General features: G+C 69.8%; 18 protein-coding genes. 11 read left to right on the top strand and 7 right to left on the bottom strand.

The features are described 5' to 3' along the window. Positions 1–26: 26 nt before the first annotated feature. Complete coding sequence (gene valS, locus Vlu01_RS18775) at positions 27–2642, top strand: valine--tRNA ligase (protein WP_204001295.1); 2616 nt, start codon at positions 27–29, stop codon at positions 2640–2642. Between the two features lie 134 nt (positions 2643–2776). On the opposite strand, the gene Vlu01_RS18770 is transcribed toward valS, so the two are convergent. Genes Vlu01_RS18770 through Vlu01_RS18755 form a run of 4 tightly spaced genes read right to left on the bottom strand, consistent with a single transcriptional unit; the run spans position 2777 to position 6222 of the window. Further along, positions 2777–3487 (bottom strand): ABC transporter permease subunit, encoded by a 711-nt coding sequence (locus Vlu01_RS18770; protein ID WP_204001294.1) that lies wholly within the window; start codon positions 3485–3487, stop codon positions 2777–2779. Continuing rightward, the gene (locus tag Vlu01_RS18765; protein ID WP_204001291.1) at positions 3487–4437 is read right to left on the bottom strand and encodes an ABC transporter ATP-binding protein; all 951 of its coding nucleotides are present in this window, start codon (positions 4435–4437) and stop codon (positions 3487–3489) included. The genes Vlu01_RS18770 and Vlu01_RS18765 overlap by 1 nt, the downstream gene beginning before the upstream one ends. Then, complete coding sequence (locus Vlu01_RS18760) at positions 4434–5315, bottom strand: ABC transporter permease (protein WP_204001288.1); 882 nt, start codon at positions 5313–5315, stop codon at positions 4434–4436. The genes Vlu01_RS18765 and Vlu01_RS18760 overlap by 4 nt, the downstream gene beginning before the upstream one ends. Then, on the bottom strand, positions 5308–6222 hold the full coding sequence (locus tag Vlu01_RS18755; protein ID WP_204001285.1) for an ABC transporter ATP-binding protein: 915 nt from the start codon (positions 6220–6222) through the stop codon (positions 5308–5310). Before Vlu01_RS18755 ends, Vlu01_RS18760 begins: the two co-directional genes overlap by 8 nt. A gap of 231 nt (positions 6223–6453) precedes the next feature. Between Vlu01_RS18755 and Vlu01_RS18750 the strand changes: the two genes are divergently transcribed. From Vlu01_RS18750 to galT, 4 genes are all read left to right on the top strand, one after another. Then, entirely contained in the window at positions 6454–8046 is a 1593-nt protein-coding gene (locus tag Vlu01_RS18750; protein WP_204001282.1) for a glycosyltransferase family 2 protein, read from the top strand. Positions 8047–8123: 77 nt separating this feature from the next. Continuing rightward, complete coding sequence (cysC, locus tag Vlu01_RS18745) at positions 8124–9653, top strand: adenylyl-sulfate kinase (RefSeq protein ID WP_204001280.1); 1530 nt, start codon at positions 8124–8126, stop codon at positions 9651–9653. A gap of 93 nt (positions 9654–9746) precedes the next feature. Then, the gene (locus Vlu01_RS18740) at positions 9747–10535 is read left to right on the top strand and encodes a DeoR/GlpR family DNA-binding transcription regulator (protein ID WP_204001277.1); all 789 of its coding nucleotides are present in this window, start codon (positions 9747–9749) and stop codon (positions 10533–10535) included. Then, on the top strand, positions 10532–11617 hold the full coding sequence (gene galT, locus Vlu01_RS18735; RefSeq protein WP_204001274.1) for a galactose-1-phosphate uridylyltransferase: 1086 nt from the start codon (positions 10532–10534) through the stop codon (positions 11615–11617). The genes Vlu01_RS18740 and galT overlap by 4 nt, the downstream gene beginning before the upstream one ends. A gap of 270 nt (positions 11618–11887) precedes the next feature. Here galT and Vlu01_RS18730 read toward each other — a convergent pair whose 3' ends face one another. Next, a complete protein-coding gene (locus Vlu01_RS18730) occupies positions 11888–13105 on the bottom strand; it encodes an NADP-dependent isocitrate dehydrogenase (protein ID WP_204001271.1) in 1218 nt (405 codons plus the stop codon). Between Vlu01_RS18730 and Vlu01_RS27965 the strand changes: the two genes are divergently transcribed. After that, positions 13041–13577 carry a TetR/AcrR family transcriptional regulator C-terminal domain-containing protein gene (locus Vlu01_RS27965; RefSeq protein WP_373307442.1) on the top strand — a complete coding sequence of 179 codons (537 nt, stop codon included), beginning with the start codon at positions 13041–13043 and terminating at the stop codon, positions 13575–13577. The two genes, Vlu01_RS18730 and Vlu01_RS27965, sit on opposite strands and share 65 nt — an antisense overlap. A 157-nt stretch (positions 13578–13734) precedes the next feature. Here Vlu01_RS27965 and Vlu01_RS18720 read toward each other — a convergent pair whose 3' ends face one another. Both Vlu01_RS18720 and Vlu01_RS18715 read right to left on the bottom strand, forming a co-directional pair. Further along, positions 13735–14685, bottom strand: coding sequence for a malate dehydrogenase (locus tag Vlu01_RS18720; RefSeq protein ID WP_204001268.1), 951 nt, complete (start codon positions 14683–14685; stop codon positions 13735–13737). A 179-nt stretch (positions 14686–14864) separates the two neighbouring features. Beyond that, the gene (locus Vlu01_RS18715; RefSeq protein WP_204001266.1) at positions 14865–15725 is read right to left on the bottom strand and encodes a bifunctional methylenetetrahydrofolate dehydrogenase/methenyltetrahydrofolate cyclohydrolase; all 861 of its coding nucleotides are present in this window, start codon (positions 15723–15725) and stop codon (positions 14865–14867) included. 431 nt (positions 15726–16156) lie between these two features. Between Vlu01_RS18715 and Vlu01_RS18710 the strand changes: the two genes are divergently transcribed. From Vlu01_RS18710 to Vlu01_RS18690, 5 genes are all read left to right on the top strand, one after another. Beyond that, positions 16157–17761, top strand: a complete 1605-nt coding sequence (locus tag Vlu01_RS18710) for a peptide ABC transporter substrate-binding protein (protein ID WP_204001264.1) — start codon at positions 16157–16159, stop codon at positions 17759–17761. 81 nt (positions 17762–17842) lie between these two features. Next, entirely contained in the window at positions 17843–18781 is a 939-nt protein-coding gene (locus tag Vlu01_RS18705; protein ID WP_204001262.1) for an ABC transporter permease, read from the top strand. Positions 18782–18799: 18 nt separating this feature from the next. Further along, complete coding sequence (locus Vlu01_RS18700) at positions 18800–19756, top strand: ABC transporter permease (protein ID WP_204001260.1); 957 nt, start codon at positions 18800–18802, stop codon at positions 19754–19756. A gap of 66 nt (positions 19757–19822) precedes the next feature. After that, complete coding sequence (locus Vlu01_RS18695; protein ID WP_204001258.1) at positions 19823–20860, top strand: ABC transporter ATP-binding protein; 1038 nt, start codon at positions 19823–19825, stop codon at positions 20858–20860. Continuing rightward, complete coding sequence (locus Vlu01_RS18690; protein ID WP_204001256.1) at positions 20844–21875, top strand: ABC transporter ATP-binding protein; 1032 nt, start codon at positions 20844–20846, stop codon at positions 21873–21875. The genes Vlu01_RS18695 and Vlu01_RS18690 overlap by 17 nt, the downstream gene beginning before the upstream one ends. Positions 21876–21929 lie beyond the last annotated feature (54 nt).

The raw sequence follows: 21929 nt of genomic DNA, 5'->3' as shown, positions 1-21929 counted from the left end.
ACTGCCCCGGTGCCTACGATCGGCGAATGACCGATACGGATAGGACGGCCCGCGCCGGCGTCCCCGATCGTCCGATGCTGGACGGGCTCGAGGAGACCTGGTCGCGCCGTTGGCAGGAGGAGGGCACGTACACGTTCGACCGCACCAGGCCGGCTGTCCGGGGGCGTGGCGAGGCGTCAGACTCGCCCCGCCCGGGTGGCCGTAGGTCGGACGTGTACGCGATCGACACCCCGCCACCGACCGTATCCGGCGAGTTGCACATGGGGCATGTCTTCTCGTACACGCACACCGACCTGGTCGCCCGCTTCCAGCGGATGCGGGGGCGCATGGTCTTCTACCCGATCGGCTGGGACGACAACGGCCTGCCGACCGAGCGTCGGGTGCAGAACGTTTACGGGGTGCGCTGTGACCCGGCCCTGCCGTACGACCCCGACTGGCAGGCACCGCAGGAACCGGCGGACGACGCCGCCCGGAAGAATCCGACCCCGATCTCCCGGCGAAACTTCATCGAGCTGTGCGAGCGGTTGACGGCCGACGACGAGCAGGTCTTCGAGGCGCTGTGGCGGCGGCTCGGCCTGTCGGTGGACTGGTCGTTGATGTACACCACCATCGGGCTGACGGCTCGGGCCACCTCTCAGCGGGCGTTCCTGCGCAACCTGGCCCGGGGCGAGGCGTACCAGGCCGAGGCACCGACGCTGTGGGACGTCGGTTTCGCCACCGCCGTGGCGCAGGCCGAGTTGGAGGACCGGGAACGCCCCGGCGCGTACCACCGGTTGCGCTTCCACGCGCCCGGCGGGCGGGAGGTGCTGATCGACACCACCCGACCGGAGCTGCTGCCGGCCTGCGTCGCGCTGGTCTGTCACCCCGACGACGAGCGGTACGCGGACCTGGTCGACACCTCCGTGCGTACCCCCGTGTTCGGGGTGGAGGTGCCGGTGCGCGCGCACCCGCTGGCGGATCCGGCCAAGGGCACCGGCATCGCGATGGTCTGCACCTTCGGCGACCTGACCGACGTGACCTGGTGGCGGGAACTGGCCCTGGACACCCGGGTGGTGATCGGCCGGGACGGTCGCCTGTTGCCGGAGCCTCCGACGGGGGTGCCCGCACAGCCGTACGCGGTGCTGGCCGGGCAGACCGTGAACGGTGCCCGGCGGAGGGTGGTGGAGCAGCTCACCGAAGCGGGTGACCTGGTCGGCGAGCCGCGCCCGATCAGCCACCCGGTGAAGTTCTACGAGCGGGGTGACCGGCCCCTGGAGATCGTCTCGACTCGGCAGTGGTATCTGCGCAACGGCGGCCGTGACACCGATCTGCGGGAGGAACTGCTGGCCCGTGGCCGGGAACTGCGCTGGGTGCCGGAGCACATGCGGCACCGCTACGAGCACTGGGTGGGCGGCCTCACCGGCGACTGGTTGGTGAGCCGGCAACGCTACTTCGGGGTGCCGGTGCCGGTGTGGTACCGGCTCGACGACGCTGGCGAGCCGGACTGGAGCCAGCCTCTCACGCCGGAGGAGTCCACGCTGCCGATCGACCCGTCCGAGGACGTCCCACCGGGGTACGACGAGTCGCGGCGTGGCGTGCCGGGCGGCTTCATCGGTGACCCGGACGTGCTGGACACCTGGGCCACCTCGTCGCTGACCCCACAGATCGTCGGCGGCTGGGAACGTGACCCTGACCTGTTCGCCCAGGTCTTCCCGATGGACCTCCGTCCGCAGGGGCACGACATCATCCGTACCTGGCTGTTCGCCACGGTGGTCCGGGCGCACCTGGAGCACGGCGTGCTGCCCTGGCGGACGGTGGAGTTGTCCGGCTGGATCCTCGACCCGGACCGCAAGAAGATGTCGAAGTCCAAGGGGAACGTGGTCACCCCGATGGCGCTGCTGGAGCAGCACGGCTCGGACGCGGTGCGTTACTGGGCGGCCAGTGGCAAGCCCGGCACCGACCTGGCCTTCGACCCGGCCCAGATCCGGATCGGCCGGCGGTTGGCCACCAAGCTGCTCAACGCGTCGAAGTTCGCGCTCGGACTGGGCGCCGCCGACGCGCTGCGCGCACCGGCGACCGAACCACTGGACCGGGCCATGCTGGCCGAACTCTCCGCCGTGGTGACGGCCGCGACAACGGCGTTCGAGGGGTACGACCACACGGCTGCGCTCCAGGCCACCGAGTCGTTCTTCTGGCGGTTCTGTGACGACTACATCGAGCTGGTGAAGGAACGCGCCTACGCCAGCGGGGCCGCGGCCGAGTCGGCCCGGGCGGCACTGGCCAGCGCGCTGTCGGTGCAGTTGCGGCTCTTCGCCCCGGTGCTGCCCTTCGCGACCGAGGAGGTGTGGTCGTGGTGGCGGTACGGCTCGGTGCATCGCGCGCCGTGGCCGACCCCGTACGAGGTGGGTCGGAGCATCCAGGGCGACGGTGCTCCGCACCTGCTGCGACTCGCCGCCGACGCGTTGGGGCAGGTCCGTCGGGCCAAGTCGGAGCGGAAGCTGTCGATGAGGGCGGAGGTGCCGTTGGCTGAGGCGCTCGGCCCGGCCGCCCTGCTCGACCAGCTCACACTGGTCATCGACGACCTACGCGCGGCCGGCCACATCGGCAAGCTCGACCTGCTTCCCGACCGCACCCCCGAACTCGTCATCGCCTGCGCCTTCTGACGAGGTGCAAGGAAGGGCACCTTATTAACGTCTGGTGCATAGGAAGGGCCCCTTATTAACGCGGGCCGAGCCGGCTCGTTAACAAGGGGCCCTTCCTATACCGGAGGCGTTAATAAGGTGCCCTTCCTTACGGCTCAGCTGGTTTCGCCGGCGACGGAGAAGGAGCGGAGGCGGTTCACCGCCAGGAGGGTGAAGGCGATGATGATCAGCGCGGTCATCACCGCCGCCACCGACACGGAGACCGTGGTGCCGAGCAGGTCGGTCGGGGCGAGCCGGTCGGCCAGGGCGATCACGTAGTGCTGGATCGACAGCACCCGGGTGCCGCTGATCACGTTGCTGAGCAGCCCCTCCCAGATCAGCACGTAGACCAGACCGAGCAGGACCGGCCGCCGGGTGAGCAGGCTGGCCGCCACGAACAGCGCCGAGTAGGCCAGCGCACCGGCGGACGCGGCGAGGACGAGCGCCACGCCGAGCCGTACCGAGTCGGCCAGTAGGCCGGCGGCGAACAGTGGGACCGCGACGGTGACCGCGGTGACCCCGGCTGCGACGGCCAGCTTCGGCAGCACGATCTGCCAGCGTGGTAGTGGCGTGGTGAGCACGTGCACCACCGTGCCGTCGTCGATCTCGGCCCCGAGCACTCCGGTGCCGACGATCAGGGCGACCACCGGCAGCACCACCGCCAGCCCGAGGCCGACCAGCACCGGCGGCCCCCAGTCGGCGGGTGCCACCCCGAGCCCTCGGGCGAGAACGGCCAACGTCACCAGCAGTACGGGCAGCGGCAGCAACAGCAGGAACCGGCGACGCCCGAACAGGCCGCGCACGGTGATCCAGGAGACAGTGGACATCAGGCCTCCACCAGGTAGGAGAAGACGCTCTCCAGGGACTCGTCCTCGGGTATCAGGTGCCGAACCCGTACCCCTCGGGCCAGGGCGACCTTCGGCAGCACCCGGGTGAAGGCGCCGTAGTCACCGGCCCGTACGGTCAGGCCGTCGCGCCCCAGCTCGACCCCGGTGACGGACGCTTCGGCCATCAACGCGACGGCCAGCGCCCGGTCGTCGGTGGAGCGGATGGCGAAGACGTGCGGTCGGTTGGTCATCAGCCGCCGGATGGTCCGGAAGTCGCCGGAGGCGGCGAGCCGACCGGCGACCATCACCTGGACGGTGCCGGAGACCTGCTCGACCTCCTCCAGGATGTGCGAGCTGAACAGGATCGTCCGGCCCTCGTCGCCGAGGGCGTGCAGCAGCTCCATCATGTGCAACCGCTGGCGCGGGTCCATGCCGTTGAACGGCTCGTCGAGCAGCAGCACCTGCGGGTCGTGCACCAGCGCCGCAGCCACCCGGGTGCGCTGCCGCATGCCCTTCGAGTACGTGCCGATGCGGCGATCCTGGGCGTCGGCCATCTCGACCAGGTCGATGGCGCGACGCGCCGCGGCTGGTGGATCCGGCAACCGGTGCAGCTTCGCGGTGGCCAGCACGAACTCGTAGGCGGTGAGGAAGCTGTGCACCGCCTCCCGCTCGCTGACCAGGCCGAGCCGTCGGTAGACCTCCGGGTTGCGCCAGGTGGGTCGACCATCCAGGGTCACCTCGCCCCGGGACGGGGCGAGGAAACCGGCCATCATGTGCAGCAGGGTGGTCTTGCCCGCGCCGTTCGGGCCGAGCAGTCCGGTCACCCCGGCTCCGAGGCTCATGCTCACGTTGTTGACCGCGACCACGTTGCCGTACCAGCGGGAGACCCCGGCGAGGTCGAGGGTGCTGGTGGCGGTGGCCGCCGGTGCGGCGGTGTTCGTCGTGGTCATCGTGCGGCCACCTTCTTGTAGCGGGCCAGCAGCAGGGCGACGCAGCCGGCCACGAGCGCGACGGCGACCAGCGCGTACACCGGGCCGAAGGCCCCGAGGTCGAGGTCGGCGGTGTTGGATTCGGTGACCAGCAGGTCGTGCATCGTCCAGAGGCCGACCCCCTGCACCAGGGTGGGCGGCGAGGCGATGCCGGCGAGTTGGTTCGCCGCCTGCGAGGGCAGCACCGACAGGATGCCGACGATCGGCGTGGTCATCAGGAAGACGGCGACGATCCCGCCGGCGGCGAAGGCCCGCTTGCCGGTCATCGAGGCGACCAGCAGGCCGATCGAGGCGAAGACCACCGCCCACAGCCCGGCGTAGAGCAGCCCGGGCAGCAGGTCGAGCAGCTCGTCCCAGACCCCGGAAATCCCGTCGGCGGTGAACGCCGCGCCGAGGAACATCAGCAGCTGCGGCGCGCCGAGCAGCAGGAAGAGCGCGGTGACCAGCGCGAGCAGCTTGGCCAGCGGGTAGTCGGCGTGCGGCAGGGGCCGGGAGAAGTACAGCGGGAGGACACCGCTGCGCAGGTCACGGGAGACCAGTTCGGGCGCGGCCACCGCGACGAAGAAGATGACCAGCCAGCTCATCGCGTCGGCGAACTGGGCGTACGTCATGATCACTTCGCCGATCTGGCTGCGGATCGCGGTCACCGCGGCGGCCACCATCAGCACGATGCCGACCACCAGCCAGGGGAAGATCTTGGCCTTGGCGCTGCGGCCCAGCCCGAACGCGGTCCGTACGCCGTGCAGGTAGAGCGCGCCGAAGACCTCCCGACGACCCAGCCGGGGGCCGGTGTAGCGCTGGTAGCCGATGTCGTGGATGACGCCGGTCGGCTCAGACATGGCTGTTCTCCCTCCGGGCGAAGAGTTCGGCCACCCGGTGCCGGCGCTGGTCCAGCCGGTGCAACGGCAGGTCCAACTCGGCCACCGCACCGAGGATCAGGTCGTACGTACCCTGGTCGGCCAGCGGCACCAGCAGCAGCCGTCCCTCGCGGCCCACCGGCAGGTCGAGCGCGGCCAGCCGGGCGGCCAGCGCCTCGGTGCCCTCGCTGACCTCCACCGCGAGCACGTCGGTGGCCGTGGTCATCGCGGCGATGTGGTCGGCCCGCAGCAACCGGCCGCCGTCGATGGCGACCAGGGTGTCGCAGATCCGCTCGACCTCGCCGAGCAGGTGCGAGCAGACCAGTACGGAGATGCCGAACTCGGTGCCGATCCGCTGCACCAGAGCCAGCATGGCGTCCCGGCCGGCCGGATCGAGGCCGTTGGTGGGCTCGTCGAGCAGCAACAGGTCGGGATCGTGCACCAGCGCCTGAGCGAGCTTGACCCGCTGTTTCATGCCGGTGGAGTAGCCGCCCACCGGCCGGTGGCGTTCCTCGTGCAGGCCCACGTGGCGTAACGCCTCGGAGGCCCGTTCCCGGGCGATGGTGCGCGGCAGGCCGCTGATCCGCCCCAGGTGGGTGACCAGTTCGGCGGCGGACAGGTCGGGCGGCAGGCAGTCGTGCTCCGGCATGTAGCCGACCCGGGCCCGCACGGCCGCCGTGTCGACGGTCGGGTCCAGCCCCAGCACCTGTATCCGGCCGCGAGTGGGAGTGAGCAGGCCGAGCAGCAGCTTGATCAAGGTCGACTTGCCGGCGCCGTTGGCGCCGACCAGACCGACGATCCCTGGTTCCACCGCGACCGTCAGATCGGACAGTGCGGTGACCTCGCCGCCGTAGACCTTCGTCAACGACTCGGTTGCGATCAGTGTCACGTGGTCAGCCTAGAGCCGCCGGACATCGCGGCGGGCTCCGGAACCACCCCCGTTTCCCCTGATACCGGCGCACCGGCTCCCCTAGGGTGACCGGCTGCACCCCGGGGTTTCCGGCGGGCGGGTACGGGTCGACGGCCGACGGACATCCTGTCCCCCGAGACCGGACTCTTTGGTACACAATGGACCTCATCGTCCGCCTCAGGCGGCGGCACGCCGGGTGACGGGAGAACCATGACCGCTGATGCCCTCAAGGTGAGTGTGGTGGTGCCGACGTACAACCCCGGCGACTGTCTGGACCGGCTCGTCGCGTCGCTACTGCGTCAGTCGCTACCGGCGAGTGAGTTCGAAGTGATCTTCGTCGACGACGGTTCCACCGACGCCACGCCGGCCCGACTCGACGCCCTGGCCGCCACCCATCCGCACTTCCACGTGCTGCACACCAAGCATGCCGGCTGGCCGTCGCGCCCGCGCAACCTGGGCGTGGCACGGGCCAGCGGTGAGTACGTCCAGTTCGTCGACGACGACGACTGGCTCGCCGACGAAGCCCTGGCCCGGCTGTACGGATACGCGGCGGAGAACGGCGCGGACATCGCCATCGGCAGGATGGCCGGCCATGGCCGCTCGGTGCCCCGCGAACTGTTCCGGGTCAACCGGCCCGACGCCACGCTTGCCGACGCACCGCTGATGGAGAGCCTCACCTGCCACAAGATGTTCCGCCGGGCGTTCCTGTCAGAGCACGACCTGCGGTTCCCGGAGGAGGGTCGCAAACGGCTGGAGGATCATCACCTGGTCACCCGCGCCTACCTCCTCTCCCGCCGCACCTGTGTGCTGGCCGACCACACCTGCTATCACCACTCCCGACGCCCCGACGGCGACAACCTCACCGCGGCACGGATCGAGCCGGAGGCCTACTTCCGCAGCCTGCGTGAGGTTCTCGACATCGTCGACGCACACACCGAGCCGGGTCCGTTCCGTGATCGGTTGCACCAACGCTGGTTGCGGATCGAGATGGTCCGCCGGCTGCGTGGCACCCCGTTGCGCGACGCGCCCCGAGACTGGGTCGACCAGGTGGCGGCGGAGGTCGGGCGGACCATCCGGGAGCGCTTCGCGCCGGGGGTGGCCGCCGGGCTGCCGACGTTGGAACGGACCATCGCCGGCCTGGCCGAACGGGGACGCGTCGAGGACCTGTTCCGCATCGCCGAGTGGGAGGCCGACATCCAGGCGAGGGTCCGGCTCAAGACGTACGAACTGACGGACCACACGCTGACCGTGACGGTCACCGGCCGACTCCGCGCCGGGGACCGACCCGTCTCGTACGACCACACCCCGGACGGTCGGGACCTGCTGGCCCTGCCGATCGAGAAGGTCCCGGCCGAGTTGCTCGACTGCTCGGACGAGTTGCGGGCGGGCACCGACGAGCTGCGTCGACCCCGGCTCGACGTGGTCGCCCGGCGGGTCGTCGACGGCGAGGAGTTCTACCTGCCGGTGAGTTTCGAGGTGGATCGCGTACCGCATCGATGGGGCGGGCTGCGCCTGATGTGGCGGGGGCGGACGACAACCGACTTCCGCACCCTGAACGGCGGCCGTACCCAGGGCGAATGGCTTCTCAAGGTGCGGCTCACCGGTTCCGGGTGCGAGGTCGACGCGACACTGCCGCTGGCGGTGTCGTGTGCCGCCGACGGCGACCGTCCGCTGGTGGTCGACAAGCGTCCGCCGCCGCGTCCCGCTCCGCCTGCTCCCCGGACCGGGCCGTGGCAACGCCTGAAGCGGGCCGTGCGGCAACGACTCGGCCGCAGCGCCGGGCAGCCGGTTCGCACTTCGTAAGGTGTGCGTGGTGGCGGCCTCGACCGATCGGCGACCGGCTGCGAAACTGTGTGCCGGTCGCCGGAGTTGGGGGTCTGATGAGCAACGGGTGGGTGCTGCCCGACGAGGTGCTGCGGGAGGCGCCGACGTACACGCCGCGTCCTGGCGAACTCGCGGATCTGGAGTTGCTGCTGATCGGTGCCTACGCGCCGCTGGCCGGCTTCATGACCCGGGCTGACCTGGTCTCGGTCAGTCGCCGGGGTCGGCTCGTCGACGGGGCGTCCTGGCCGGTCGCCGTCTCCCTCCAGGTGCCCGCGACGCTGGTGCAGCAACTCGACCTCACCGACCCGGAGCGGCGGACGCTCGTCCTCACCGACGGTGAAGGTGCGCCGATGGCAGCCCTGGAGGTCACCGACGCCTGGACGATCCGGGACGGAGTGGCCGGGGTCGGTGGCACCGTGCACCGGTTGGGCGACGGCGGGCACGGCCCGTTCCGGCGATTGCGGCGTACGCCCGAGGAGATCCGGGCGTTGCTGCCGCCCGGCCGGGTGCTCGGGGTGGTCGCCGACCGTCCGCTGCACCGGCCGCAACTGGCCCAGATCGCGCACGCGGTACGCACCCTGAGCGCCCATCTGCTGATCATGATCCCGGTGGGCGAGGACGGCACCGGTGCGCTTCCGCCGGAGGCGCTGGTACGCAGCGTGTTCGCCGCGCGGGACCGGATGCCACCGGCGACCCTGGTCACCGTGCCGTTCTCCCGGCGACGTGACGAGATCAGTGATGCCCTGCTGTTGGCCCGGGTCTCCGCCGCGTACGGCGTGACGCACCTGCTCTCCACCGGCGAGATGCTCTCCGGCGCCGGGCTGCGGGTGCTGGTGCCCCGCGAGTTGGCCTACGACAATCGGGACGGCCAGTGGCGCTGGCGCGATGACATCCCGCCCCGCAACCGGCGGCTGGCGCTGAGCCAGGCGGAGATCGACGATCTGCTGGACCGGGGCTTCCCGCTGCCCGAGTGGCACACCCCTCCAGCAGTGGCGAAGGAGCTGAGCCGGGCCCGGCCGCCCCGGCGGCACCGTGGCCTGGTGGTGTTCCTGACCGGGCTCTCCGGTTCCGGCAAGTCGACAGTCGCCCGAGGGCTCGCCGACGCGCTGCGCGAGGAGGGCGAGCGCACGGTCACCCTGCTCGACGGTGACGTGGTGCGCCGCGAGTTGACCGCCGGGCTGGGTTTCAGCAAGGCCGACCGGGACACCAACGTGCGCCGGATCGGCTGGGTCGCCGCCGAGATCGCCCGGCACCACGGGATCGGCATCTGCTGCCCGATCGCCCCGTACGCCCAGGCCCGGGCGACCGCCCGGGAGATGGCGACGGCGGCGGGCGCCGGATTCGTGCTGGTGCACGTCGCCACGCCGCTCGAGATCTGCGAGCGACGCGACCGCAAGGGTCTGTACGCCCGGGCCCGGGCGGGGCTGCTCACCGGAATGACCGGCATCGACGACCCGTACGAGGAGCCGACCGACGCGGATCTGGTGCTGGACACCACCGACATCACCGTCGACGAGGCGGTGCAGCGGGTCCTGCACCATCTCACCGAGACCGGTTGGGTGGAGCCTCGCCTGCCCCCGCACTGATATCGAGCACTCGCTCTTCCGGTGCTCGAACCTGGGCGCTAATGTTTGTTTCTGATCGGATGTGTTCGTTCAGGTGAGATGCGGAAGGGTCCGATGCTCGCGCAGCAGCGCCACGCGGCGATCCTCGACCGCGTCCGGGCGACCGGCGCCGCGCGGGTCGGTGAGCTGGCGGCCGAGTTCGGCGTCTCCGACATGACCATCCGCCGCGACCTGGATCTGCTGCACGAACGTGGCCTGCTCGCCAAGGTGCACGGCGGTGCCACCGTCGCCGGCGTCACCGACGAGCCGGGATTCCGGGTGAAGTCGGTGCGTCAGCAGGCCGAGAAGACGGCCATCGCGGCGCGTGCCGCGCAACTGGTCCGGCCCGGGTCGGCGATCGCGCTCTCCGCCGGCACCACCACCGCCGAACTGGCCCGGCATCTGGTCGACGTGCCGGCCCTGACCGTGGTGACCAACTCGCTGCGGGTCGCCGACATCCTGCACGAGCGGGGCCACGCCGACCAGACGGTGGTGCTGACCGGCGGGGTACGCACCCCCTCCGACGCCCTGGTTGGGCCGTTGGCCGTTGGCGCCATCCGTACCCTGCACCTGGATCTGCTCTTCCTCGGCGTGCACGGGATAACCGAGCGGACCGGTTTCACCACTCCGAACCTGACCGAGGCCGAGACGAACCGGGCGCTGGTCGCGGCGGCGGACCGGCTGGTGGTGCTCGCCGACCACACCAAGTGGGGAACGGTCGGGATCTCGGCCATCACGGACCTGGGTACGGCCGACGTCCTGATCACCGATGACCGGCTGACGCCGGATGCTCGACGACTGCTCACTGACCGGGTCGGCGAGCTGATCGTCGTACCAACACCCCGAGGCGGGACACCACGATGAAGCGTACGGCGATCAGCCTGGCCGACGGCCGCGAACTGATCTACTTCGACGAGCGCGACGACGCCGTCCGGGACCAGCCGGACCGACGCCCGCTGCCACCTCCCCCACCGGCCTCCCAACTTCGCTACGACCCCCTCACCGACGAGTGGGTGGCGCTGGCGATACACCGGCAGACCCGGACCTTCCTTCCTCCCGCCGACCAGTGCCCGCTCTGCCCCTCGACGGCGGAGCGACTCAGCGAGATCCCGGCCCCGGAGTACGCGGTCGCGGTCTTCGAGAACCGGTTCCCGGCGCTCAGCGAACGGGTGGTGGCGGAGCCGGCGGCGATCACCCCGTTCACCGCGGTCCGACCGGGACAGGGGCGCTGCGAGGTGGTCTGTTTCACCGACGACCACGATGCTTCCTTCGCCACGCTGCCGCCGAGCCGGGTGCGTACCGTGCTGGACGCGCTGGCCGACCGGACCACAGTGCTCGGCGGGCTGCCCGACGTCGAGCAGGTGTTCTGCTTCGAGAACCGGGGCGTGGAGATCGGGGTGACGCTGCACCACCCACACGGTCAGGTCTACGCGTATCCGTTCGTCACCCCACGGACCCGGTCGCTGCTGGACGCGGCCCGTCGACACGCCGAGCGCACCGGCGGTGGCAATCTCTACGCCGACGTGCTGGCCGCCGAGCGCGCCAGCGGCGAGCGGGTGGTGGCGACCAACCAGCACTGGACGGCGTACGTCCCGGCAGCCGCCCGGTGGCCGTTCGAGGTGCACATCGCGCCGCACCGGGTAGTGCCGGACATCCCGGCGTTGACCGACGCGGAACGCGACGCGTTCGGGCCGCTCTACCTGGATCTGCTCCGCCGCTTCGACGGGTTGTTCGGCACGCCCATGCCCTACATCGCCGCCTGGCACCAGGCGCCGGTACGCGTCGATCGCGAGCTGGGACATCTGCACCTGCAACTGTTCAGCATCCGACGGGCGGCGGACAAGCTGAAGTACCTGGCCGGCTCGGAGTCGGCGATGGGGGTCTTCATCAACGACATCGCCCCGGAGCAGGCCGCCGCCCTGCTGAAAGGAAGGGCCCCTTATTAACGCCTGCGGTAGAGGAAGGGCCCCTTGTTAACAGCCCACTGAGCGCAGCAGGGCGCGGGGGGCCCGGGACAGGGCCCCCCGCGGGGAAGGGACGGCTGGCTGTACTCGACAGCCGGGAAGGCTGGCTGCTGGGCACGCGTGCCGCGCGGTGGCGACGGTCAACCTTCCAGGACGGGACTGGCATCTCGTCCACCCAGGTCAACGAGGCGCGCCGGACGAGGTGACGCCGGCTGGCGCGTCCTGCCGCGACACGCCGCCCGCCGGTCCCCCTCAGGCAGCGAGACGGCGTGCCAGGTTCTCGTCGAGCGTGTTCATGAACTCGTCGGTGGTCTGCCACGGAGCGTCCCGCGAGATGAGCAGCGCGAGGTCCTTGGTCATCTGGCCGCCCTCGACGGTGTCGACGATGACCTGCTCCAGGGTGTTGGCGAACTCGCTGACCGCCGGGGTGTTGTCCAGCTTGCCCCGGTGGGCCAGGCCACGGGTCCAGGCGTAGATCGAGGCGATCGGGTTGGTCGAGGTCTTCTCGCCCTTCTGCCACTGCCGGTAGTGCCGGGTGACCGTGCCGTGGGCGGCCTCGGCCTCGACGGTGCGCCCGTCGGGCGAGAGCAGGACCGAGGTCATCAGGCCGAGCGAGCCGAAGCCCTGGGCGACGGTGTCGGACTGCACGTCACCGTCGTAGTTCTTGCAGGCCCAGACGTAGCCGCCCTCCCACTTGAGCGCGGCGGCGACCATGTCGTCGATGAGCCGGTGCTCGTAGGTGAGGCCGGCGGCGTCGAACTCGGCCTTGAACTCGTTCTCGAACACCTCGGCGAAGATGTCCTTGAACCGGCCGTCGTACGCCTTGAGGATGGTGTTCTTGGTCGACATGTAGACCGGGTAGTTGCGGTCCAGGCCGTAGCGGAACGAGGCCCGGGCGAAGTCCCGGATCGACTCGTCGAAGTTGTACATGCCCATCGCGATGCCGCCGCCGGGGAAGTTGGCGACCTCCATCTCGACCGGCTGCGAGCCGTCGGCGGGCGTGTAGGTGATGGTCACCGTGCCCGGGCCGGGAACCACGAAGTCGGTGGCCTTGTACTGGTCGCCGTGGGCGTGCCGGCCGATGATGATCGGCTTGGTCCAGCCGGGGACCAGCCGCGGCACGTTGGACATGATGATCGGCTCACGGAAGACGACGCCGCCGAGGATGTTGCGGATGGTGCCGTTCGGCGACCGCCACATCTTCTTCAGGCCGAACTCCTCCACCCGCGCCTCGTCCGGGGTGATGGTGGCGCACTTGACGCCGACGCCGTGCTCGGAGATGGCGTTGGCGGCGTCAATGGTCACCTGGTCGTCGGTGGCGTCGCGGTGCTGGATCGAGAGGTCGTAGTAGTGCAGGTCGACGTCGAGGTAGGGCAGGATCAGCTGCTCCCGGATCTGCTTCCAGATGATCCGGGTCATCTCGTCGCCGTCGAGCTCCACGACCGGGTTGTTTACCTTGATCTTCGCCATCGGCCGGCGCTCCTCTCAGGGGACATGCTCAAGCAGTACGAGCGTACTGGATCGGCTCGGACGAGGAACGTCGCGCCCACCGGTCGACCCACGCCGGCAGGCCGCAGGCATGGCAGTGCGCCGGGTCGGCGAAGCAATACCCCACCGGACCCGGCGCACACCACCTGTCGGATCAGCCAGCGGCCCGGACCGCTCGGACAACCCGCGAGCGCGGGTGGCGGCGGTAGCGGCCGACAACCGGAACCTCTTCACCGCCCACCCCTGGGCGGCCGAGGTCGCCACCGGCCGACCGCCGCTGGGGCCGGGCCAGATGGCGAGGTACGAGTACGAACTGCGCGCCTTCGACGACACCGGCCTGGACGATGTGGCCCGGGACGCCGTTGTTGACCTACGTCCTCGACTTCGTCCGGGCCGCGTCCCGAACGGCGGCCGAGGCGCGGTCCGCCAATCGGGACAGCGCCTGGACCGATGACCAGTGGTGGGCGGCGACGCCCCGCTGTTGGCGCAGGTGCTCGACGGGCTCGGCGTGCTGATCGAGGCCGGACCCGGCACGGACACCGACGGTTGATGCCGCCGTAACGCCGAGCGCCCCACGACCCGGGGTCGTGGGGCGCTCGGCAGGGAGTGGATCACATGTTGGCGACGTCGGACTGCTTGGCGCGGACGGCCTCGGCGGCCTCCTTGAGCGCGGCCAGCTCGTCGGCGTCGAGGTCGGTCTGCACCACGCGCTTGATGCCCTGGGCGCCGATCTCGGCCTCCACACCCAGGTAGACACCGGAGATGCCGTACTCGCCGTCGACCCAGGCGCAGACCGGCATGACGTCGCCGGAGTCCTCCGCCACGGCCTTCGCCATCCGGGCCGCCGCCGCCGAGGGGGCGTAGTACGCCGACCCGGTCTTCAGCAGCGCCACCACCTCGGCGCCACCGTTGCGGGTACGCACGACCAGGTCCTCGATCTGCTCGGCCGGCATGACCTCACGCAGCGGCTTGCCGTTGACGGTGCTCTTCGACGGAACCGGAACCATGGTGTCGCCGTGCGAGCCGAGGGTGAGGGTGCGTACCGACTTCACCGGCACGTCCAGCGCCTCCGCCACGAAGTTGGTGAACCGGGCGGTGTCCAGCATGCCGGCCTGGCCGAGCACCCGGTGGTGCGGGAACTGGGTCGCGATCTGGGCCAGCGCGGTCATCTCGTCGAGCGGGTTGGAGACCACGATGACGACGGCGTTCGGGGCGTACTTGGCGACGTTCTCGGCGACCTGACGCACGATCTTGGCGTTGGTCTCCAGCAGGTCCATCCGGCTCATCCCGGGCTTGCGCGGCAGGCCGGCGGTGATGACGACCACGTCCGAGCCCTCGATACCCTCGTAGCCCTCACCGTTCGGACCGGTCGTGACGCCGACGACCTTGGTCTCGAAGCCCTCCACAGCACGCGACTGGTTGAGGTCGAGGGCGATACCGGCGGGCTTTCCCTCGATGATGTCGGTGATCACGACGGTGTCGAAGACGTCGTACTCGGCCAGGCGCTGCGCGGTGGTGGAGCCGTAGAAACCAGCCCCGACGACAGTGACCTTCTTACCCATGGTCGTCCCACTCCCTGATGCCAGTCGGTTTTCCGGACCGTATCAGCCATCCTGGCACCGAGCGGGCCAGGGGCGGACGATTATGAGCACTCCGGGGTTTTCATTCCGCTTACGCCCCGAGCGTTAAGAAGGGGCCCCTGCTCTACCGGAGCCGTTAAGAAGGGGCCCTTCCTTGCGACTCAGCCGCGTTCGGCCCGCTCCACGACGTTGCTGAGCAGCATGGCGCGGGTCATCGGCCCGACCCCGCCGGGCATCGGCACCAGCTTGCCGGCCACCTCGGCGACCTGCGGGTCCACGTCACCGGTGTAGCGGCCCTTGCCGTCCGGGCCGATCACGCGGGTGATGCCCACGTCGACCACGACCGCGCCCGGGCTGACCATGTCCGCGGTGAGCAGACCGGGTACGCCCGCCGCCACGATGACGATGTCGGCGGCTCGGGTGTGCGCGGCCAGGTCGAGGGTGCCGGTGTGGCAGAGGACGACCGTGGCGTTCTCGCTACGCCGCGTCAGCAGGAGCCCCAACGGGCGTCCGACGGTGTTGCCCCGGCCTACCACCGCCACGTTGGCACCGCGCAGCGGGACGTCGTGCCGGCGGAGCAGTTCCACGATGCCGCGCGGGGTGCAGGGCAGCGGCGCGTCGTAGCCGAGCACCAGCCGACCCAGGTTGACCGGGTGCAGGCCGTCAGCGTCCTTGTCCGGGTCGATCAGTTCCAGCACCCGCTGCGTGTCCAGGTGGGCCGGCAACGGCAGCTGGACGATGTAGCCGTGACAGGACGGGTCGGCGTTCAGCTCGGTGAGGACCCGGTCGACCTGCTCCTGGCTGGCGTCGGCCGGCAACTCCCGGCGGATCGAGGCGATGCCGACCTCGGCACAGTCCCGGTGCTTGCCGTTGACGTACGCCTGGGAGCCGGGATCGGACCCGACCAGCACCGTGCCGAGTCCGGGTACGGTGCCCCGTTCCGCCAGCGCCTTGACCCGCGCCCGCAGCTCGTCCTTGATTTCGGCCGCGGTCGCCTTGCCGTCCAGAAGCGTCGCCGTCACCAGCAGATCGTCTCACGCCCGTCGTCACCGACTCCCCCGCCCTCGACGACCCGACGACCCGACCACACAGACTACTTTGCGTGAAGTGTTGTTACTCACGCAGAGTGACGTAATGTGGAGCGCCCCACAGCAGTTCCGGACGCCAAGGCACGAAGACCCACAATTTGGTGATCATGACGAGCCGCCCCCACGCCACCCCCGCCGACCCCTGACCCACCCAAACCAGCCACATCTCTGCACGTCAGGGCGTAATCGCGACAGTGCGCGTAGCACGCAGCCATCAGCCCGACAAGGCCGGGGTGGCGTTCCGTTACTCCTTCGCAACCGCTACGTTGCCGACTCGCGGCATACGACCTACCGTTGCCGATCGTTGCGCAGCGTTACCCAATGCCGGGCCCGATTGCGCAGCGTAATGGAGATGAGGAGGCTAGATGCGTGTTCGTAGGCTCGCCGCCTGGACCGCCCTCCCGCTCGCGGTGACCCTGGGCCTGGTGGCCTGCGGCTCGGGCGGCGACGGTGGATCCGGCGAGAGCGACCCCAACGCGGCCGTGCGGATCGAGATCGCCGAGCCGCAGCACCTGGTGCCGACCAACACGAACGAGACGAGCGGTTCCCAGGTGCTCGCCGCCCTGTTCAGCCCGCTGGTCGACTACGACGAGGCTCACAAGCCGTACGAGGTGGCCGCCGAGTCGATCACGTCCGAGGACAACACCACCTGGACGATCAAGCTCAAGGACGGTTACACCTTCCACAACGGCGAGGCGGTCACCGCCGACAGCTACATCGACGCCTGGAACTACGGCGCGTACGCCCCGAACGGCCAGAACTCCAGCTACTTCTTCGAGAAGATCGCCGGCTACGACGACCTGCAGGGCGAGAGCCCGAAGGCCGAGACGCTCAGCGGACTGAAGAAGGTCGACGACCTGACCTTCACCGTCGCGCTGTCCCAGCCGTACAGCGAGTTCAAGGCGATGCTCGGCTACACCGCCTTCTACCCGCTGCCGAAGGCCGCGTTCTCCGCGCCCGGCACCCTGGCCGAGGGCTATGAGCAGGCGCCGATCGGCCAGGGCCCGTTCAAGATGAAGGGCACCTGGCAGCACGACGCCAAGGTCGAGGTCGAGCGGTACGACGCCTTCCCCGGCGAGCAGCCGAAGGTGGCCGGCGTCGAGTTCCGGATCTACCAGCAGCTCACCGCGGCCTACGCGGACGTGCTGTCGGACAACCTCGACGTGATCAAGACCATCCCGACGGAGAACCTCTCCACCGCCGACACCGACCTGGGCGACCGGTTCCTGCAGAGCCCGGCGTCGTCGCTGCACTTCCTGGCGTTCCCCACCTTCCAGGATGAGTTCAGCAACCCGGACGTGCGCAAGGCCATCTCGATGGCGATCGACCGCGATGAGATCACCCGGTCGATCTTCAAGGACTCGCAGCAGCCGGCCCGCTCGTTCGTCTCCCCGGCCGTCGCCGGCTACCGGGAGAACACCGTGGGCGCCGCGGGCGAGTTCGACCCGGCCAAGGCCAAGACGCTCTACCAGGCCGCGGGCGGCCCCTCGAAGATCACCCTGTCGTACAACGGCGATGGTGGCCACAAGGACTGGATCGACGCCACCTGCAATCAGCTCAAGGCCAACCTGGGCGTGGACTGTGTCGGCAGCGCCGAGCCGAAGTTCGCCGACCTGCTGACGAAGGTCAAGGACAAGCAGCCGATCGGCCTGTTCCGGCTGGGCTGGGTGATGGACTACCCGTCCATGGAGAACTACCTGGGCCCGCTGTACAGCAGCAACGGTTCCTCGAACTACTACGGCTACCGCAACCCGGACTTCGACCGTCTGCTCGCCGAGGGGGCCAAGGCCCCCAGCGAGGAGGAGGCGATCAAGAAGTACCAGGAGGCCGAGGACCTGCTGGCCGAGGACCTGCCGGTCGTGCCGCTGCGGTTCGGCCAGAACAACTTCGGCCACTCGACCAAGGTCAAGAGCGTCGAGATGGATCTGTTCGACCGGATCAACCTGGTCAAGATCGAGGCCATCAAGTAACACCCACGCAGGCGGGTCGGGTCATCGCGAGGTGACCCGACCCGCCACGCGGTTCGCCCCTTTTCAGGGAGACTGCCAAGTATGTTCCGCTTCATCGTGCGGCGTCTGCTCCAGATGGTCCTGGCGTTCTTCGGGACCACGCTGATCGTCTACGCCCTGATGTTCGCCGGACAGGGCGATCCGATCCAGGCTCTCGCGGGTGAACGCCCGGTCACCGCCGCACAGCGGGCCTACCTCACCGAGAAGTACCACCTGGACGCGACCGGGGTCGGTGGCTTCTTCTACCGGTACTTCGACTACATCTCGAATCTGCTCCGGGGCGACCTGGGCGAGTCGCTCACCGGACGGTCGATCGGTGACATCCTCGCCGCCGCCTGGCCGGTCACGATCAGGCTGGCCCTGATCGCCATCGCGGTCGCGGTCGTCTTCGGTGTCACCGCGGGCGTGCTCGCCGGCATCCGGCGGGCCAGCATCTTCGACAATGCCACCCTGCTGCTGACCCTGCTGGTGCTCGGTATCCCCACCATCGTGCTCGCCCCGCTCGCGCAGTACTTCCTGGGGGTCAGGTGGCAGCTCTTCCCGCCCACCGCCGGCGCCGATCCCGACTTCTTCGCGCTGCTGCTACCGGGCATCGTGCTCGGATCGCTCTCCCTGGCCACCGCGCTGCGGCTGACCCGTACCTCGGTGGCGGAGAACCTACGCGCCGACTACGTGCGCACCGCGCGGTCGAAGGGCCTGCCGAATCGGCGGGTGGTCAGCGTGCACGTGCTGCGTAACTCGCTCATCCCGGTGATCACCTTCCTCGGTGTCGAGGTCGGCAACCTGATGAGCGGCGCGATCATCACCGAGGGCGTGTTCAACATTCCCGGCGTCGGCTTCAACCTCTTCCGCGGCATCCGCACCGAGGACGGCCCACTGGTGGTGGGCATCGTCAGCGTGCTCGTCGTGGTCTACCTGGTCTCCAACCTGGTGGTCGACATCCTGTACGCCGTCCTGGACCCGAGGATCCGCTATGAGTGAGTACCGCGGGGTGGCGGCGTGAGCGACTTCGAGACGGTGGCGGCGTCGGAGAACCAGGCCGCCCGGCGCGGCCTCTCCGGAGAACCGGGTACGCCGAACCAGGTGGGCAAACCCGGTAAGCCGCGCAGTCTGGCCCGCGACGCCTGGCGCGACCTGCGCCGCAAGCCGATCTTCTGGATCAGTCTGGTCCTGGTGCTGCTGGTCACCGCGATGGCCGCCGTGCCGGGCCTGTTCACCAGCAACGACCCGGCCGACTGCGTACTGTCCCGGCAGCACGCGGCACCCTCCGGCGGAGCCATTTTCGGGTACGACTTCCAGGGCTGCGACACGTACGCCCGGGCGGTCTACGGCGCTCGCGCCTCGCTGCAGGTGGGCGCGCTCTCGGCCCTGTTCACCGGCCTGATCGCGCTGGTCGTGGGGATGCTGGCCGGATTCTTCGGCGGCTGGGTCGACGCGGTGCTGTCCCGAGTGATCGACATCGTGCTCGGTATCCCGCTGCTGCTGGCCGCGATCGTCCTGCTCAAGCGCGTCGGCAGCGACAGCGCCACGGTACGCATCGCCGCGGTCATCTTCGTGCTCGCGGTGCTCGGCTGGACCACCGCTGCCCGGGTGGTCCGTTCCTCGGTGATCACCGCCCGGGAGCAGGACTACGTGGCCGCGGCCCGGATGCTCGGGGCCGGCAACGGCCGCATCATGTGGCGACACATCCTGCCGAACGCTCTCGCCCCGGCCATCGTGGTGCTGACCATCGCGCTCGGCTCGTTCATCGCCGCCGAGGCGACGCTCTCCTTCCTCGGCATCGGGCTGCGGGAGCCGACCATCTCCTGGGGCATCGAGATCAACAACGGTCGGGTGCACATGCGGGAATCGGCGACCCCGCTGGTGGTCCCGTCGACCTTCCTGGCGCTGACCGTGCTGGCCTTCATCATGCTCGGCGACGCGATCCGCGACGCCTTCGACCCGAAGCTCCGGTGACCGGATCGTGCGAGCGCGAGGAGTGAGCGCAGCGAGCCCCGCAGTCGCGAGCGAAAGGCAGGAACCGTGAGTCAGCACGCCGTCCGGCCGACGCCGGCCTCACCCACCCCGCCCGGCGGACACCTGCTGGAGGTACGCGACCTGCACGTCGAGTTCCGCACCGGCGAGGGCCTCGCCAAGGTGATCAACGGGGTGAGTTACCACCTGGACCCGGGCGAGACGCTCGCCGTGCTGGGCGAGTCCGGCTCCGGCAAGTCCGTCACCGCCCAGGCCGTCATGGGCATCCTGGACACCCCGCCGGCGCACATCAGCTCGGGCGAGATCCGCTACCAGGGCCAGGATCTGCTGGGTCTTCCGGAGGCGCAGCGCCGGCAGATCCGGGGCAGGGACATCGCGATGATCTTCCAGGACGCCCTCTCCGCGTTGAATCCGGTCTTCCCGGTCGGCTGGCAGATCGGCGAGACCCTTCGCCAGCGGCTCGGGATGTCCCGCGCGGACGCCCGCCGCCGCTCGGTGGAGCTGATGGACCTGGTGCAGATTCCGGCAGCGTCGGAACGTCTCGGTGACTACCCGCACCAGTTCTCCGGCGGCATGCGGCAGCGGGTGATGATCGCGATGGCGCTGGCGATGGAGCCGAAGGTGCTCATCGCCGACGAGCCCACCACCGCGCTGGACGTCACCGTGCAGGCCCAGATCATGGACCTCCTCGCCGACCTGCGGCGGGACCTGGACATGGCGATGATCCTGATCACGCACGATCTCGGTGTGGTCGCCGACGTCGCGGACCGGATCGCGGTCATGTACGCCGGCCGGATCGTCGAGCACGCCGATGTCCGGTCGCTGTACCGGGCACCTGCCCATCCGTACACCAAGGGTTTGCTGGACTCGATTCCCCGCCTGGACCAGCGGGGCGGGAAGCTGTCCACGATCCGCGGCCTGCCGCCCAACCTGATGCGGATTCCCAGCGGGTGCCCCTTCCACCCCCGGTGCCCGTACGTGCAGCAGGTCTGCGTGGACGTGGTGCCGCACGACCTGGTCCTCGACGACGGCCGGACCAGCGCGTGCCACTTCGCCCAGGAGGTCCGTGATGACCGCGTCAGCTAGCTCCACCAGGGTGCGCGGCGAGACGATCCTCGACGTCAACCACGTGGTCAAGCATTTCCCGATCACCCAGGGCGTGCTGTTCCAGAAGAAGGTCGGTGCGGTCAAGGCGGTCGACGGGGTGAGCTTCCAGCTGCGCCGGGGAGAGACACTGGGCATCGTCGGCGAGTCGGGCTGCGGCAAGTCCACCCTGGCCCGGTTGCTGATGCGGCTGGAGAAGCCGACCGCCGGCCGCGCCACCCTGGCTGGCCAGGACCTGTTCGCCGCCTCCGGCGGCGAGTTGCGCCGGATCCGGCGCAACATGCAGATGGTCATGCAGGACCCCTACACCTCGCTGAATCCGCGCATGACCGTCGGCGACATCATCGGCGAACCGTTCGAGATCCACCCGGAGGCGGCCCCGAAGGGCAGCCGCCAGCGCCGCGTCCAGGAACTGCTCGACGTCGTCGGGCTGAACCCGGAGCACATCAACCGCTATCCGCACCAGTTCTCCGGGGGTCAGCGGCAGCGCATCGGCATCGCCCGGGCGTTGGCGCTACGTCCCGAGGTGATCGTCTGCGACGAGCCGGTCTCCGCGCTGGACGTCTCCATCCAGGCCCAGGTGATCAACCTGCTGGAGGAGCTGCAGGACGAGTTGGGACTGTCCTACATCTTCATCGCGCACGATCTGTCGGTGGTCCGGCACATCTCCGACCGGGTCGCGGTGATGTACCTGGGTCGGATCGTGGAGATCGGCACCGAGGACGAGATCTACGACCGAGCCACCCACCCGTACACCCAGGCACTGCTCTCGGCGGCACCGGTGCCGGACCCGGACGCCCGGGACCATCGCACCATCATCCGATTGCGCGGCGACGTGCCGAGCCCGGCCGATCCGCCGAGCGGCTGCCACTTCCGGACCCGCTGCTGGAAGGCCCAGGAGATCTGCGCCATCCAGGACCCGCAGGCGGTGCTCCGCGCCGCCGACCCGCACCCGTCCGCCTGCCACTTCGCCGAACTGCGCCCCACGGCGACGTGACCCCGTCCGGCCCGGCCTCCCTCCATCGGAGGCCTTCGGCGGTTACCTGTTGCT

This window comes from Micromonospora lutea (assembly GCF_016863535.1).
Lineage (GTDB): Bacteria > Actinomycetota > Actinomycetes > Mycobacteriales > Micromonosporaceae > Micromonospora > Micromonospora lutea.
The sequence above is the reverse complement of the archived record's forward strand: the minus strand, read 5'-3'. Positions and strand labels throughout refer to the sequence as shown.

Coding starts and splice junctions, on each gene's coding strand:
- Vlu01_RS18740 (WP_204001277.1), top strand. CDS start 9,747: ATGCTCGCGCAGCAGCGCCACGCGGCGATCCTCGACCGCGTCCGGGCG.
- Vlu01_RS27965 (WP_373307442.1), top strand. CDS start 13,041: ATGATCCGGGTCATCTCGTCGCCGTCGAGCTCCACGACCGGGTTGTTT.
- Vlu01_RS18770 (WP_204001294.1), bottom strand. CDS start 3,487: ATGTCCACTGTCTCCTGGATCACCGTGCGCGGCCTGTTCGGGCGTCGC.
- Vlu01_RS18720 (WP_204001268.1), bottom strand. CDS start 14,685: ATGGGTAAGAAGGTCACTGTCGTCGGGGCTGGTTTCTACGGCTCCACC.
- Vlu01_RS18705 (WP_204001262.1), top strand. CDS start 17,843: ATGTTCCGCTTCATCGTGCGGCGTCTGCTCCAGATGGTCCTGGCGTTC.
- Vlu01_RS18760 (WP_204001288.1), bottom strand. CDS start 5,315: ATGTCTGAGCCGACCGGCGTCATCCACGACATCGGCTACCAGCGCTAC.
- Vlu01_RS18710 (WP_204001264.1), top strand. CDS start 16,157: ATGCGTGTTCGTAGGCTCGCCGCCTGGACCGCCCTCCCGCTCGCGGTG.
- Vlu01_RS18730 (WP_204001271.1), bottom strand. CDS start 13,105: ATGGCGAAGATCAAGGTAAACAACCCGGTCGTGGAGCTCGACGGCGAC.
- Vlu01_RS18690 (WP_204001256.1), top strand. CDS start 20,844: ATGACCGCGTCAGCTAGCTCCACCAGGGTGCGCGGCGAGACGATCCTC.
- Vlu01_RS18765 (WP_204001291.1), bottom strand. CDS start 4,437: ATGACCACGACGAACACCGCCGCACCGGCGGCCACCGCCACCAGCACC.
- galT (WP_204001274.1), top strand. CDS start 10,532: ATGAAGCGTACGGCGATCAGCCTGGCCGACGGCCGCGAACTGATCTAC.
- cysC (WP_204001280.1), top strand. CDS start 8,124: ATGAGCAACGGGTGGGTGCTGCCCGACGAGGTGCTGCGGGAGGCGCCG.
- Vlu01_RS18750 (WP_204001282.1), top strand. CDS start 6,454: ATGACCGCTGATGCCCTCAAGGTGAGTGTGGTGGTGCCGACGTACAAC.
- valS (WP_204001295.1), top strand. CDS start 27: ATGACCGATACGGATAGGACGGCCCGCGCCGGCGTCCCCGATCGTCCG.